Here is a 13,980-nt window from a genome sequence, read left to right as displayed (position 1 = left end):
CGGCCATGTTGGACAACGCCGCGACCTTACGGGCTCGTGCCGGATGGCCGTAGGCTTAGCCGTTGTGACGAACTCCTCCGCAATCGAACTGGTCGCCTTCGACATCGCCGGCACGACGGTGCAGGAAGGCGGTCAGGTCTACGTCGCTCTCGAGGAAGCGGTTCGGGCGCTGGGAGCCGAGCCCACCGCCGAGCAGATCGAGAGCTGGATGGGTGCGGACAAGAGGGCCGCTATCCGCGGGCTGCTCGCGGCCAGCGGGATTCAAGCCGATCCGGAGCTGATCGAAGCGGGATTTGCCGATTTCCGCTCCCGGCTGGACACGGCGTACGTGCAGAATCCACCCACGCCCATGCCGGGCGTCGTCCAGCTGTTCAGCGCCTTGCGCGATCGGGGTGTCAAGGTCGCGTTGACGACCGGATTCGACCGCCCGGTCGTCGAGCAGGTGCTGGCGGCGGTCGGGTGGGACGGCAGCACCCTGGACGCCGTGGTCTGTGTCGACGACGTGGACGCCGGACGGCCGTCTCCGGCGATGATCCAGCGGGCCATGCAGTTGCTCGGCGTGGCCGACCCGACTTTGGTGGCGGCCGTCGGGGACACCGTCCGCGACATCGGTGCGGGACGGGCTGCTGGGGCCGGTCTGGTCGTGGGCGTGCGCAGCGGTGAGACCGACGGGAAGACCCTGAGCGACGCGGGGGCGGACGCGGTCATCGACAGCGTTGCCGACCTGCTGGGAGTGCTCCCTTAAGCTGGACGGCCTATGAGCACCTGGGCCGCCTCGCATCTGCCGCCGGCGTTCCCGGACCGGGCGCCCTGGGGCACTGCCGCCAAACTGCGGGCCTGGCAGCACGCCGCACTGGAGGAGTACTTCGGCGACAATCCGCGGGATTACCTGGCGGTCGCGACTCCGGGCGCAGGCAAGACGACCTTCGCGCTCACGCTGGCGGCGCGCCTGCTGCGGGAGGGCGAGATCGAGCAGATCACTGTCGTCGCGCCCACCGAACACCTCAAGACGCAGTGGGCCGACGCCGCCGCACGGGCCGGCATCCACCTCGACCCGCGGTTCACCAACGCCCAGGAGGAGCATGCCAAGGGATTCCACGGGGTGGCGGTGACGTACGCCGGTGTCTCGATGCGCCCCGCGCTGCACCGGATCCGCACCGCCCGGCGGCGGACCCTGGTGATTCTGGATGAGATCCATCACGGCGGAGAGAACAAATCCTGGGGTGATGGCCTGCGCGAGGCGTTCGACCCGGCGTACCGGCGCATCGCCCTGACCGGTACCCCGTTCCGGTCCGACACCCACCCCATCCCGTTCGTGCGCTACGAGGAGGGGGCCGACGGCATCCGCCGGTCAGCGAGCGACTTCACCTACGGCTACGGTGACGCCCTGCGTGACGGGGTCGTGCGTCCCGTGCTGTTCATGGCGTACGGCGGGTCGATGCGTTGGCGGACCAAGGCCGGTGACGAGGTCAGCATCCGGCTCGGCGAGCCGGTGACCAAGGATGTAACCGCCGCTGCCTGGCGGACCGCGCTGGATCCGACAGGGGAGTGGATCCCGGCGGTGCTGCGGGCGGCGGACAAGCGGCTGACTGAGGTACGACGACACGTGCCGGATGCGGGCGGCCTCGTGATTGCATCCAATCAGACTGCTGCGCGGGCCTATTCACGGATCTTGACCGACATCACAGGTGAGCGGCCCACCGTGGTGCTGTCCGACGACGCAGGATCCTCCAGCCGCATCGAGCAGTTCGCGCAGTCCGAGGATCGCTGGATGGTTGCGGTGCGCATGGTCTCCGAAGGTGTCGACGTCCCGCGGCTGTGCGTCGGGGTCTACGCCACGTCGGCATCCACCCCGCTGTACTTCGCGCAGGCCGTCGGACGTTTCGTGCGGGCTCGCCGGCGGGGCGAGGTCGCCTCGGTCTTCCTGCCCAGCGTCCCACCGGTGCTACGCCTCGCGGCGCTGATGGAGGAGCAGCGCGATCACGCACTGGACCGGCCACGCGCAGCGGGCGAGGACGTGTGGGCCGAGTCCGAGGAGGAGATGGCTGACGCAAATTCGGCTGAAAAAGCCTCCGACAGCGGTGAATTCGCGTTCGAAGCATTGGAGTCGAAGGCGGAGTTCGATCACGTCCTCTTCGATGCGCAGCAGTTCGGTCTGGCGGCACACGCCGGCAGCGACGAGGAGGAGGCCTACCTTGGCCTGCCCGGTCTACTCGAGCCCGACCAGGTGGCCCACCTGCTGCGCCAGCGGCAGTCGCGCCAAGAAGCGGCCAGTCGCAAACGCCATCACGACGGGCCGGAGCCCCTGGCGGCCCATCGCGCGCTGGCGGCCAAACGTAAGGAACTGAACTCCCTGGTCGCGGCGTACGCCCGCAAGACAGGGACGGCGCACGCACTCATTCACGCCGAATTGCGTTCCACTAGTGGCGGACCCGCACTGGACCGTGCTTCGACCGAGGATGTGGACAAGCGGATCGAGTTGATCCGACGCTGGTTCGTCGGGCGACGCTAGATCCCCACTGCCCTGGCGCACTACTCTCGATCGGGTGAGCGCATCCCGTCGTGATCTGGTGCGGGCGGCCACGTGGTCGATGCCCGCCGTGGTCGCCGCGGTCGCTGCACCCGCAGCGACCGCGAGTCCGGTGGTCTACCTAGGCCATCTCAATGCCTCCGACACGTCTTCGGTGAAGGACATCGGCGGCTCGACTGTGTATCTGCGACTCGGGGTGACGGTCGCCTCCGATGTCCGAGTGCCGGTGGCCGCCACGTTGACCGCCGCCGTGAGTCTGTTGATCGACAACCCGTTGCGGGCCTCGCCGTACGAAGTCAATAACGTGCCGATCGGCTGGACCCACACCAGCAGCGGCTCGTTGGCAACCCACACCTTCACGCAACCCGTTGCGCGCGGCAACTATGCGTCTACGGCGTTGGTCAACCCGACGCCGACCGGGCAGAACTACTTCCTGAAATGGGCGGGCCGAGCCAGACCCACGATTGCGCGAGTCGTGTTCTCGCTAACGGGTTTCCAGGACTCCGCGCCGGTCGACATCAGTGCCTGGGACGTGCCGTACGGATGACCGCTCGGTAGAGTCGACGCGTGGCCTCCCAACATGTCCTTGCCGAGCCGGCGACGGCCGCCATCTTCCTGGTCGCGACCGTCGATGACGGCGGCGTCGACGGGGTGCGCGACCTGTTGGCTGATCTGGCCGGGCTGACGCGGGCAGTGGCGTTCCGCTCGCCGGGGGACCGCCTGACATGCGTGGCGGGAGTGGGCGCGCGGATCTGGGATGGCCTGTACGGCGAACCGAGACCTGCCGGGTTGCATCCGTTCCAGGAACTGGCCGGGTCCAAGCACACTGCCATCGCGACTCCTGGTGACCTGCTCTTCCATCTGCGCGCACGGCGGATGGATCTGTGCTTCGAACTGGCCCGGCAGATCGGCCTACGGTTGTCGGGCCTGGCGACGGTCGTCGATGAGGTGCACGCCTTCAAGTATTTCGACCAGCGCGACGTCCTCGGCTTCGTTGATGGCACCGAGAACCCCGACGACGAAGACGCGGTCGCGGCCGTGGTGGTAGGTGAGGAAGACCCGTCGTTTGCTGGAAGCAGTTATGTGATCGTTCAGAAGTACGTGCACGATATGGCGGCCTGGCAGGCGAACAGTGTCGAGGAGCAGGAACGCGTCATCGGTCGTTCGAAGGTCGACGACATCGAGATGCCGGACAGCATCAAACCGAAGAACTCCCACATCGCCCTGAACGTGATCGAGGACGAGGACGGCAACGAACTCGACATCGTGCGGGACAACATGGTGTTCGGCAATATCGCCGACGGGTCGTTCGGGACTTACTTCATCGGTTATGCGAAAACCCCGGATGTGATCGAACAGATGCTGCGCAACATGTTCATCGGTGACCCGCCCGGCAATTACGATCGGATCCTGGATTTCTCCACGGTCCTGACCGGCAACCTGTTCTTCGTTCCCACCGCAGACTTCCTGGAAGCTCAGCCTGATTCGCCTTCGACACCGGACGGTTCGCTCCGCATCGGAAGCCTCAAGTAACGACAGAAGGTCAGTCATGAACAACCTGCACCGTGAGCTCGCTCCGATCTCGGCGGCGGCGTGGCAAGAGATCGACGACGAAGCCCGCCGCACGTTCACCGAACGCATCGCCGGGCGGCGAGTGGTCGACGTACCTGATCCTGCTGGCCTGGAATACTCTGCGGCCGGCACCGGGCACATCCGCCCGGTGGAAGCACCGATCGAGGGCGTCAGCGCGCGACAGCGGATCGTGCTGCCGACACTGGAGCTGCGGGTGCCCTTCTTTGTCGAGCGCTCCGCGGTCGATGACGTCGACAGGGGCGCTCAGGACTCCGACTGGCAGCCGGTCAAGGACGCGGCGACGCTGATCGCGACCGCTGAGGATCACGCGATCTTCCATGGCTCGCAGTCGGCCGGCATCGAGGGCATCGCTCCGGCCAGTTCGAACGCCGCCGTCCCGCTGCCCGCGAAGGTCGAGGACTTCCCAGCGGCCGTCGCGCAAGCGATGAACACATTGCGGCTGGCCGGTGTTGAAGGCGACTACTTCCTGGTCCTGAACGACGATCTCTACACCGATGTCGCCGAAACCACCGACCACGGCTACCCGATCCGTGACCACATTGCGCGCATCCTCGGTGACGGCAAGATCATCTGGGCCCCGGGCGTCGAGGATGCGCTGCTGGTCACCGACCGGGGTGGTGACTTCACGCTGCAACTGGGGCAGGACCTGTCGATCGGCTACCTATCGCACGACGCCCAGCAGATCCAGCTCTACCTGCAGGAGTCCTTCACCTTCCTGGTGCACACCTCCGAAGCCAGCGTCGTCCTGCACCGCTGAACTGGCATACTGGCCCACAGCGAAGGGGAGTAGTTCCCGGTCCTTCGGGTCCGGCGGTATCTCGACATGCTGGAGGCCACGGCCTCCCGGGATGCCATCCGCGATGATGCGGACGAGCGAGACCTTCGGCACTGTTCACGTGCCGAAGTGTCTTCATAGGCGTCTCGGCCATCATCGGAAGGCCCCGTGTGTCCCTGCTGGAAATCTTGTTGATCGCTATCGGCGTCTCTGCCGACGCATTTGCCGTCGCCTTGTCGCAAGGCGTCACCATGCGACCGTTCCGCTGGCGGCACGCGCTGGTCATTGCCGGCTTGTTCGGCGTGTTCCAGGCCGTCATGCCACTGCTCGGCTGGCTGCTCGGTCGCGGATTCGCGGAGGCGATCAGTGGAGTCGACCACTGGATCGCCTTCGGATTGCTCGCGGTCATCGGCGGAAAGATGCTGTGGGAGGCGTTTCACGATAGCGGCGAGGACGACGAGGACTCGGATCTGGACCTGCGAGGTCTCCTGATCCTGGCGGTGGCGACGAGTATCGACGCGCTCGCGGTCGGGGTGAGCTTTGCGGCGTTGTCGGTGAATCTGCCGGTTGCATTGGCCCTGATCGGTGGGGTCACCTTCGTGATCTCGCTGGTCGGTGTCCGCCTCGGTCGATCGGTCGGGTCGTGGCTGGGCAAACCGGCGGAGATCCTCGGTGGACTGATCTTGATCGGGATCGGTCTACGGATCGTGCTGGATCACACCGGAGTCATCTGAACCTGCGGCGGACGCTGCGTTCAGCTGACGAGTCGGCGCCGCCACCACGAGGTCGGCTCGGGCGCAGGCTCGGCAGCCAGTCAGCATGAAGTCGGTGACGAAGCAGATCCGGCACGTGTGCTTGACCTGGACCATGGTCCAACTGCTGAGGTAGGAGTCATGGCACGTACTGAATTCCGGATCGGCGATCTGCGGATCCCGTCGATGGCTCTGGGAACGATGTACTTCGGCACCGCCGTCGCAGAGGCGGCGGCGGTGGCTTGTTTGGACGCGGCGTACGACCTGGGGGCGCGGTTCTGGGATACGGCGAACAACTACGCGTTCTGGGCCGGTGGCGTGGGCGATGAGTCGGAGTCGACCATCGGGCGGTGGCTCACGTCTCGCGGGAGCGCTGCGCGAGCGAAGGTGGCGCTCGCGACCAAGGTCGGTGCTCGGCCGGTCAGCACCGATGGTGGCCTGGACCACGTGTACGGCCTGTCTCGCGCCGCTATCCGAAGGCAGGTCCACGACTCGTTACGACGTCTGCAGGTGGACCACGTCGAGGTCCTCTACGCGCATATCGACGACCGTGACGTGCCCTTGGCCGAGACGATTGGCGCGTTGGGTGAACTCGTCGGCGAGGGGAAGGTCCGTGAGATCGCCGCGTCCAACCTGACAGCGTCCCGACTCACCGAAGCGATGTCGGTGCCTGCGCGCCATCGGTATTCGGCATTGCAGTCACGGTTCACCTATCTGCGACCCACGTCGGGAGCGGATCTGGCGCCGCACGTCTTGCTCGATGACGAAGTGATGGCGCTGTGCGCCGCGCACCGCGTGACGGCCCTGGGCTATTCGCCGCTGCTCGGCGGAGCCTACGACCGCGATGATCGGCCGGTGCCTGAGCAGTACGTCGCGGGGAGCCCGGGCCGCTCGGCTCTCGTGACGGTCGGCTCGGCACAGGAGATGACACGTGGGCAGGTGGTTCTCGCCTGGATGGTGGGACGCCGTGACCCTGTGGTGCCGGTCGTCGGGGCCAGCGACGTACATCTCATCGAGGTGTTGTTGCATCTGCGCAGCACCGGCATGCCCCTGGCAACCATCGCCGAATTCACCCGCTGGGTCGCCGCCGACCCGGGCGGGGTTATCGAGCGTCTGGAGCTGTTGCGCCGACACCGAGACCATGTGCGCGACCAGATCGCCGAGTGGGCGACCTCACTGGAGGTGATCGACGGCAAGATCGAGGACTATACCCGGCGGCTTGCCGAGAGCGGTTGAGTCCTTACGGGTTACGCAGGATCGTGCGGTGCCAGTCGCGTTGCGCAGTGCCGGTGCGGTCGAACATCACGTGTTTGACAACCGTGTAGTCGTCGAAGGAGTACGTCGACATGTCCTTGCCGAAGCCGGACTGCTTCATCCCGCCATGCGGCATCTCACTGATGATCGAGATGTGATCGTTGACCCAAACGCAGCCGGCGCGGATCTGCTCGGTGCCGCGCAGCGCTCGGTAGACGTCCTTGGTCCAGACCGACGCAGCAAGTCCGTAGACGGTGTCGTTGGCCAGGGCAATCGCTTCGTCGTCGGAGTCGAAAGGCATTGCGGCCAGGACCGGACCGAATATCTCGTCCTTGACGATCTCGCTGGCCGGGTCGGCGTCAGCCACCAAGGTGGGCGAGTAGTAGTGCCCTGCCGACAACGCCCCGCCGGGGATCACGCCGCCAGTCACCACGCGGGCATAGCTGCGGGCGCGGTCCACCATCCCGGCCACCTTGTCGCGGTGCGCGGCCGAGATCAGCGGCCCGAGATCGGTGGCGTCGTCCGCCGTCGGCCCGAGCACGACCTTGCCCATGAGGTCCGCGACCCCGGCAACGAAGTCGTCGTAGACGCTGCGATGCACGATCGCCCGCGTCGCCGCCGTGCAGTCCTGGCCGCTGTTGATCAGCGACCCGGCCACTGCGCCGTGGATTGCTGCTTCCAGGTCCGCATCATCGAAGACCACGAACGGTGCCTTGCCGCCCAGCTCGAGGTGGACCCGCTTGGCCGTGGTCGCGGCCGCCTCCAGGACGGTCCGGCCCACCCGGGTAGAACCGGTGAAGGACACCATGTCGACGTCGGGGTGGCGCAGCAGGCTCGAGCCGGCGTCCGGACCCGTGCCCGTCACAACGTTGAAAACGCCTGCGGGTAAGCCTGATTCGTGAGCGACCTGGGCGAAGAGCACTGTGGTGAGAGGGGTGATCTCGGCCGGCTTGAGCACGATGGTGTTGCCCGCCGCTACGGCCGGCAGCATCTTCCACGCCGCCATCTGCAGCGGATAGTTCCACGGAGCCACCGACCCGACGACGCCGACCGGCTCGCGGCGGATCGAGGAGGTGTGTGCACCGGAGTACTCGCCGGTCGCCTTGCCCTCCAGGTTGCGCGCGGCGCCGGCGAAGAAGGCGGTGTTGTCGATGGTTCCGGGGACGTCGAACTCGGTAGTCAACCGGATCGGCTTGCCCGCCTGCTGCGACTCCAGCGCAGCGAACTCACCGGACCGCTCTTCCAGCGCCCGTGCGAATCCGGCAAGCACGCCCGAGCGCTCGGCCGGCGTGGCACGCGACCACTCGCCGAACGCCGTACGGGCGGCGTCGACTGCTCGCTGCACCTCATCGGCCCCGCCCAGCGTGATGTCGGCGACGGGGACACCGTTGGAGGGGTCGAAGACGGTGGCCGGCTCGCCGGCGTTGACCAGCTGCCCGTCGATGAAGTGGGTCACGGGCGGTGGGCGGCGAGGGTCTCGTCGATGATGTCCAGGCCGCGGCCGGCTTCGTCGGCGGTGATGATCGCCGGCGGCACCACGTGGATCCGGTTGTCGCTGATGAAGGGCAGTAGACCCCGCTCCAGCAGGCCGGCCTTGAGCTTGCCCATCTCGGGCGCGCCCAGCGGCTCCTTCGTGTCCCGGTTCGTAACCAGCTCGATCGCCCAGAACACACCCTTGCCTCGGACATCGCCGACCACCTCGCGGGTAGCGGCGATCTCCTGCAGCCGCGGGCCGATGACGTCGGCGCCGATCCGTGCCGCGTTCTCCACGATCTTCTCCTCGCGCATCGCCTCGATGGTCGCGATCGCACTGGCAGTCGCCAGCGGGTGGCCGGAGTAGGTCAGGCCGCCGGGGAACACCCGCTCGTCGAAGTGGTGCGCGATCGGATCGGAGATGATCACACCGCCCAGCGGTACGTAACCGGAGTTGACGCCCTTGGCGAAGGTGATCAGGTCGGGGCGCACGTCGTACGCATCGAGGGCGAGCCACTCACCGGTACGCCCGAATCCGGCCATCACCTCGTCCAGGATCAGCAGGATGCCGTAGCGGTCGGCGATCTGGCGCGCTCCGGACAGGTAGCCCGGCGGCGGCGGCATGATGCCCGCAGTGCCGGGGATCGTCTCGAGCAGGATCGCGGCGATGCTCTCTGGTCCTTCGGCCTGGATGACCCGCTCCAGGTGGTGCAGGGCTCGCTCGCATTCCTCGCGCTCCGAGGTGGCCCAGAACTCCGAGCGGTAGAGGTAGGGGCCGAAGACGTGCACGTGGCTGCGGGCGAATTCGTTGGGGATCCGCCGCCAGTCGCCCGTTGCGACGATGGCCGCGCCGGTGTTGCCGTGATAGCTGCGGTAGCGCGAGATCACCTTGTCGCGTCCGGTGAACAGGCGCGCCATGCGGATGGCGTTCTCGACCGCGTCGGCGCCGCCGTTGGTGAAGAAGACCTTGTTGAAGCCCTCCGGCGCGATGTCGGTGATCAACTCCGCGGCCTTGGCGCGGGTCTCGTTGGCCTGTGCCGGCGCGATCGTGGTCAGCTTGTCCGCTTGACGCTGGATGGCTGCGACGACCTTGGGGTGCTGGTAGCCGATGGTGACGTTGACCAACTGGCTGGAGAAGTCGAGGTACTGCTTGCCGTCGAAGTCCCACAGCATGCACCCCGATCCGCCGGCGATCGGAAGCGGGTTCAGCGCGCCCTGGGCGGACCAGGAGTGGAACACGCGGCTGCGGTCGGCCTCGCTGACCTCGGCGTTGGTGGGACCGGCGATGAACTGATCGGCTGCGGCGGTGTAGGTCATGGGCCCATTGTGCCGTGCCCCGTCCCGGCTCCGATCGACAGATTGTCGAACCCGGCTATCTGCCCTGGACATATGCTCAACCCATGCCCACGACGTTGCGCGCCCTGGTGGACACCCCGGACTTCGTCATGCGCGCACGTACGCCGATCGCGGACGCCCAGTGGGACCATCCCCTGGCGTGGGCCCACAACTCCGACCTGCTCGATCCCACCCCTGGCTGGAGCCCGGCGGTCTGCTGCTCACCGACGGCGTGCAGTTCGGCGAACGGGTCAGCCCGCGCCGTGCGCAGGCGTACGTGGCGCGATTGGTGGATCGCGGCGTGGTCGCCCTGGGCTTCGCGGTACGCATCGTGCACGATCGCGTGCCGGAGGTTCTGGTCACCGCGTGTGAGCGAATCGGCCTGCCGCTGCTCGAGATCGGTCCACATACTCCGTTCATGCAGATCATCAGGTCGGTGTCCGACGCGGTCGCGGCCGACCGGCAAGTGCGTCTCGAACGCTCCCTCGCGGCGCAACGGGCGGTGGCCCGGGCCGCTCTGCGCCCGGACGGTCTGGCGGCCGTGTTGCGCGAGCTGGAACGCAATCTGGGTACGTGGGTGGCGCTGTTCGACTCCGGCGGCAGCAGGGTCCGGGTGCCCACCCACCGCAGTGTGCCGACCGAGTTGGAGCAGGTCGTGATCCGTGCTGCCCGGGACTTGCTGGCCGCAGGTAGGCCGGCCGGTGCGCGGTTGTCGGACGAAGGCGCGGGACCGGTCACCCTGCAGACGCTCGGTCAGCGGGGGCGGCCGCTCGGCGTACTCGCGGTCGGCGTCGGTGCCGGTCTCGATCGGGCCGGTACCGACCTGATCACCTCGGTGATCGCGCTGGCCAGTATCGCCGTCGAACAGAGCCGGGCGCTGGGCCAGGCTCGACGCCAATTGCGCTCTGGCGCAATGGAATTGCTGCGCTCCGGATCAGTGGATGCGGCTAGCCGCACCGTTGCGCAGGTGTGGGGTGAGCTGCCCGGCGAACCGATCCGGGTGGCGACGGTAGCTCCTTCGGACGGCTCCACCGACGCGCTCCTGGCCGCCCTGGAGCTGCTGGCCGACGAGCATGAGGGTCAGCTGTTCTTCGCCGAGAACGACGGTGGCATCACCGTGGTGGTCGGGCCCTCGGGCCAGCGTGATGTGCGTACGGCGCTGCGTACCTACGGTGCGCACGCCGGCTTCTCCTCGCCCACCCGGTGGAGCGGCTTCGAGGAGGCCACCGCGCAGGCCCGCAGCGCACTGCGCCGCAGCACCGCCAAGCAACCCTTCGTGGACTTCGAATCCGTCGCTGCCACTGGCCTGCTCGGCCATCTGGAAGCGACGGGTGCCGACCAGGTGGCTCGCACGTTGCTGGCCCCGCTGGACGACGAGTCGTTGACCACGTTGCGAATCTGGTTGGAGCACAACGGATCCTGGGACCCGACGGCGAAGGCTCTCGGTGTCCACCGGCACACCGTGCGGGCCCGGATCGACGCCGCCGGCGTGCTCCTGGGAATGGACCTGAACACCTTCGCGGCGCGGGCCGAGGTCTGGAACGCGCTGCAGTTGGTGGGCTGATCCGGTCGGGCCGCATTCCGCACCCCGACCGACTTTTGATCGGAATTCACCTCAGGCGGCGCTGATGTGGTGAATCCCGATCCAAAGTGGGGGCGGGGCCAGGGCCGCCCATCAGGTCGAACGTCGGGTACGCCGAGTGCTCAGTTCTGCGGGAAGCCCAGGTTGAGTCCGCCGTGGCTGGGGTCGAGCCAGCGGGAGGTCACGGCCTTGAGCTGGGTGTAGAACTTCACGCCCTCGGCGCCGTGGGCCTTGGTGTCGCCGAACATCGAGGCCTTCCAGCCACCGAAGCTGAACGTCGCCACCGGCACCGGGATCGGGACGTTGATGCCGACCATGCCGACCTGGATCTCGTTCTGGAAGCGACGTGCTGCACCGCCGTCGTTGGTGAAGATGGCCGTGCCGTTGCCGAAAGCGCCGTTGTTGATCAGGTCGACACCCTCCTCGTAGGAGCCGACCCGCACCACCGACAGGACGGGGCCGAAGATCTCCTCGGTGTAGACCCGCGAGGTGACCGGTACCTGGTCGATCAGGGTCGGGCCGAGCCAGAAGCCGTCGGGCTCTCCGTCGACCTCGATGCCCCGGCCGTCGATGGCCACGACGGCGCCGTCGGCTTCGGCGACCTCGATGTAGGAGGCGACCTTGTCACGGTGCTCCTTGGTGACCAGCGGGCCCATGTCGCAGCCGCGTCGGCCGTCACCGGTGCGCAGCGTCGCGACGCGCTCCTTGATCTTCTCGATCAGCGCGTCGGCGACGGGCTCGACGGCGACGACGACGGAAATGGCCATGCAGCGCTCACCTGCGGACCCGAACCCGGCGTTGACCGCCGCGTCGGCGGTCAGATCCAGGTCGGCGTCCGGCAGTACCAGCATGTGGTTCTTGGCCCCGCCGAGTGCCTGCACGCGCTTGCCGTACTTCGCACCCTGCTCGTAGACGTACTGGGCGATCGGGGTGGAGCCGACGAACGAAACGGCCTGCACGTCGGGGTGTTCCAGCAATCCGTCGACGGCTTCCTTGTCGCCGTTCAGCACGGTGAAAACGCCGTCGGGCAGACCGGCCTCCTTCCACAGCTGCCCCATCCAGATGGCGGCCGACGGGTCCTTCTCACTGGGTTTGACCACGACGGTGTTCCCCGCGGCGATGGCGATCGGGAAGAACCACATCGGGACCATCGCCGGGAAGTTGAACGGAGAGATGATGCCGACGACACCCAGCGGCTGGCGGGTCGAGTAGACGTCGATACCGGTCGAAACGCCCTCGGAGTACTCACCCTTGAGGTGATGTGCGAGGCCGGTGGCGAACTCCACCACCTCCAGGCCGCGGGTGATCTCGCCCATTGCGTCGGACAGGACCTTGCCGTGCTCGCTGGTGATGATCTCGGCCAGCTCGCCCTTGCGGGCATCCAGCAATTCGCGGAATTTGAACAGGATCGTCTGCCGCTTGGCCAGCGACGTGTCGCGCCAGGCCGGGAAGGCAGCGCGCGCGGAGGCGACAGCGGCATCGATCTCCGCCCGGTCGGCCATCGCGACCTGCTTGGTCACCACGCCCAGGGCCGGGTCGTATACCGGCGCGGTGCGCCCGGAGTGCGATGCGGATTGTGCGCCGTCGATCCAGTGCGGGACGACCGTGGCGGTGTTGGGGCTGGCGACGGACATGGTGGCTCCTGACGGACGTACGGCGATCGCTGACCTGATCAGCCTACGAATCCGGGCCGGGTGGCGACCTGCCGTTTTGTCACACCGGACTGACGTCGATCGACAGTTCGTCGAGTAGTCCCGGATGGACATCTCGTAGAGCGTGCGCGGTGCGCCCCTCGAAGCCGGTCACCGTCTGCGCCGCCAGGAGCGACTTCAACACCGCGGCCTCGGTGGCCTCCATGGTGGCGCCGAAGAGCGGGCTCAGGTCGGCGTCGGCAATCCCGGGACCGGAGGCGGTGGTGAGGGAGATCGCGTAATCGCCACTGCCATGGGTGAATCCGGCACCCACCCGGGACAGTGCGAACACCGCTCGCCGGGCGACCCGACCCAGCTGGCGGGCATCGAGTGCTGCATCCGTGGCCACGACGATCATGCAGGAGTTGGCCGCCCGGGTGACGGGCTCGGAGGCAGGCGGGTCGACGTACCGTGGGCCGAAACGCAGGAGTCCGTCGAAATTGGACTGGACCAGCACACCGACGGTTGCGCCGTCGGCAACCCGGGAGGCAGTCCCGATGCCGCCCTTGAAGCCCAAAGCGCACATCCCGGTCCCGGCACCGACATTGCCCTGGGCGACCGGCCCACCGGTAGCGCTCTGCAGGGCGTGAGTCACGTGCTCGGCACTGATCGGCCGGGCGCGGATGTCCGATAGCCAGCCGTCGTTGCATTCGCCGACCACAGGATTGATCGATCGCAGTGAGGGTTCGCGCTCGATCAGCCACCCGACGAGCGCATCGGCGACCCGGAAGGTCGACAGCGTGCCGGTGAGCAGGATCGGTGTCTCGAGGGTGCCCAGCTCGCGCACTTGGGTGGCTCCGGTCAGTTTGCCGTGCCCGTTGCCGACGAACAGGCCGGCGGGCGTCCCAAGCACTGACGGGATCACGGCCGTGACGCCGGTCTGCAGCGAACTGCTCCGGAGTGTGGTGTGTCCGACCCGGATCCCCGCGACATCGGTAATCGCATCGAGCCGGCCGGGGGCATGCTGGTGGTGCAGGACCTCTGGCAAGCGCATG

The 13,980-nt window shown here is 67.4% G+C and carries 12 protein-coding genes; 8 read left to right on the top strand and 4 right to left on the bottom strand.

Annotated elements, in window-relative coordinates; genetic code table 11:
• Positions 1–64 precede the first annotated feature (64 nt).
• From ACFQBT_RS13090 to ACFQBT_RS13060, 7 genes are all read left to right on the top strand, one after another.
• Positions 65–745, top strand: coding sequence for a phosphonatase-like hydrolase (locus ACFQBT_RS13090; RefSeq protein ID WP_377823286.1), 681 nt, complete (start codon positions 65–67; stop codon positions 743–745).
• 12 nt (positions 746–757) lie between these two features.
• On the top strand, positions 758–2,512 hold the full coding sequence (locus ACFQBT_RS13085; RefSeq protein WP_377823284.1) for a DEAD/DEAH box helicase: 1,755 nt from the start codon (positions 758–760) through the stop codon (positions 2,510–2,512).
• 34 nt (positions 2,513–2,546) lie between these two features.
• Positions 2,547–3,077 (top strand): hypothetical protein, encoded by a 531-nt coding sequence (locus tag ACFQBT_RS13080; protein ID WP_377823283.1) that lies wholly within the window; start codon positions 2,547–2,549, stop codon positions 3,075–3,077.
• A gap of 20 nt (positions 3,078–3,097) precedes the next feature.
• Positions 3,098–4,063 carry a Dyp-type peroxidase gene (locus tag ACFQBT_RS13075; protein WP_377823282.1) on the top strand — a complete coding sequence of 322 codons (966 nt, stop codon included), beginning with the start codon at positions 3,098–3,100 and terminating at the stop codon, positions 4,061–4,063.
• 16 nt (positions 4,064–4,079) lie between these two features.
• A complete protein-coding gene (locus tag ACFQBT_RS13070; RefSeq protein WP_377823280.1) occupies positions 4,080–4,880 on the top strand; it encodes a family 1 encapsulin nanocompartment shell protein in 801 nt (266 codons plus the stop codon).
• Positions 4,881–5,068: 188 nt separating this feature from the next.
• Positions 5,069–5,632, top strand: a complete 564-nt coding sequence (locus ACFQBT_RS13065) for a manganese efflux pump MntP (RefSeq protein WP_377823278.1) — start codon at positions 5,069–5,071, stop codon at positions 5,630–5,632.
• Between the two features lie 159 nt (positions 5,633–5,791).
• On the top strand, positions 5,792–6,886 hold the full coding sequence (locus ACFQBT_RS13060; RefSeq protein WP_377823276.1) for an aldo/keto reductase: 1,095 nt from the start codon (positions 5,792–5,794) through the stop codon (positions 6,884–6,886).
• A gap of 4 nt (positions 6,887–6,890) precedes the next feature.
• Here the strand turns inward: ACFQBT_RS13060 and ACFQBT_RS13055 are convergent, their stop codons facing one another.
• The gene (locus tag ACFQBT_RS13055) at positions 6,891–8,360 is read right to left on the bottom strand and encodes a gamma-aminobutyraldehyde dehydrogenase (protein ID WP_377823275.1); all 1,470 of its coding nucleotides are present in this window, start codon (positions 8,358–8,360) and stop codon (positions 6,891–6,893) included.
• Positions 8,357–9,694, bottom strand: coding sequence for an aspartate aminotransferase family protein (locus ACFQBT_RS13050; RefSeq protein ID WP_377823273.1), 1,338 nt, complete (start codon positions 9,692–9,694; stop codon positions 8,357–8,359). Before ACFQBT_RS13050 ends, ACFQBT_RS13055 begins: the two co-directional genes overlap by 4 nt.
• A 178-nt stretch (positions 9,695–9,872) precedes the next feature.
• Between ACFQBT_RS13050 and ACFQBT_RS13045 the strand changes: the two genes are divergently transcribed.
• Positions 9,873–11,276, top strand: a complete 1,404-nt coding sequence (locus ACFQBT_RS13045) for a helix-turn-helix domain-containing protein (RefSeq protein ID WP_377823271.1) — start codon at positions 9,873–9,875, stop codon at positions 11,274–11,276.
• A 140-nt stretch (positions 11,277–11,416) separates the two neighbouring features.
• Here the strand turns inward: ACFQBT_RS13045 and ACFQBT_RS13040 are convergent, their stop codons facing one another.
• Both ACFQBT_RS13040 and ACFQBT_RS13035 read right to left on the bottom strand, forming a co-directional pair.
• Positions 11,417–12,928 carry a CoA-acylating methylmalonate-semialdehyde dehydrogenase gene (locus ACFQBT_RS13040; RefSeq protein WP_377823269.1) on the bottom strand — a complete coding sequence of 504 codons (1,512 nt, stop codon included), beginning with the start codon at positions 12,926–12,928 and terminating at the stop codon, positions 11,417–11,419.
• Between the two features lie 79 nt (positions 12,929–13,007).
• On the bottom strand, positions 13,008–13,979 hold the full coding sequence (locus ACFQBT_RS13035) for a P1 family peptidase (RefSeq protein ID WP_377823267.1): 972 nt from the start codon (positions 13,977–13,979) through the stop codon (positions 13,008–13,010).
• Between the last annotated feature and the right edge of the window lies 1 nt (position 13,980).

Source organism: Branchiibius cervicis (assembly GCF_042661605.1).
GTDB classification, from domain to species: Bacteria; Actinomycetota; Actinomycetes; order Actinomycetales; family Dermatophilaceae; genus Branchiibius; species Branchiibius cervicis.
Note: the sequence above shows the minus strand (reverse complement) of the source record. Positions and strands in the feature narration are given on the sequence as shown.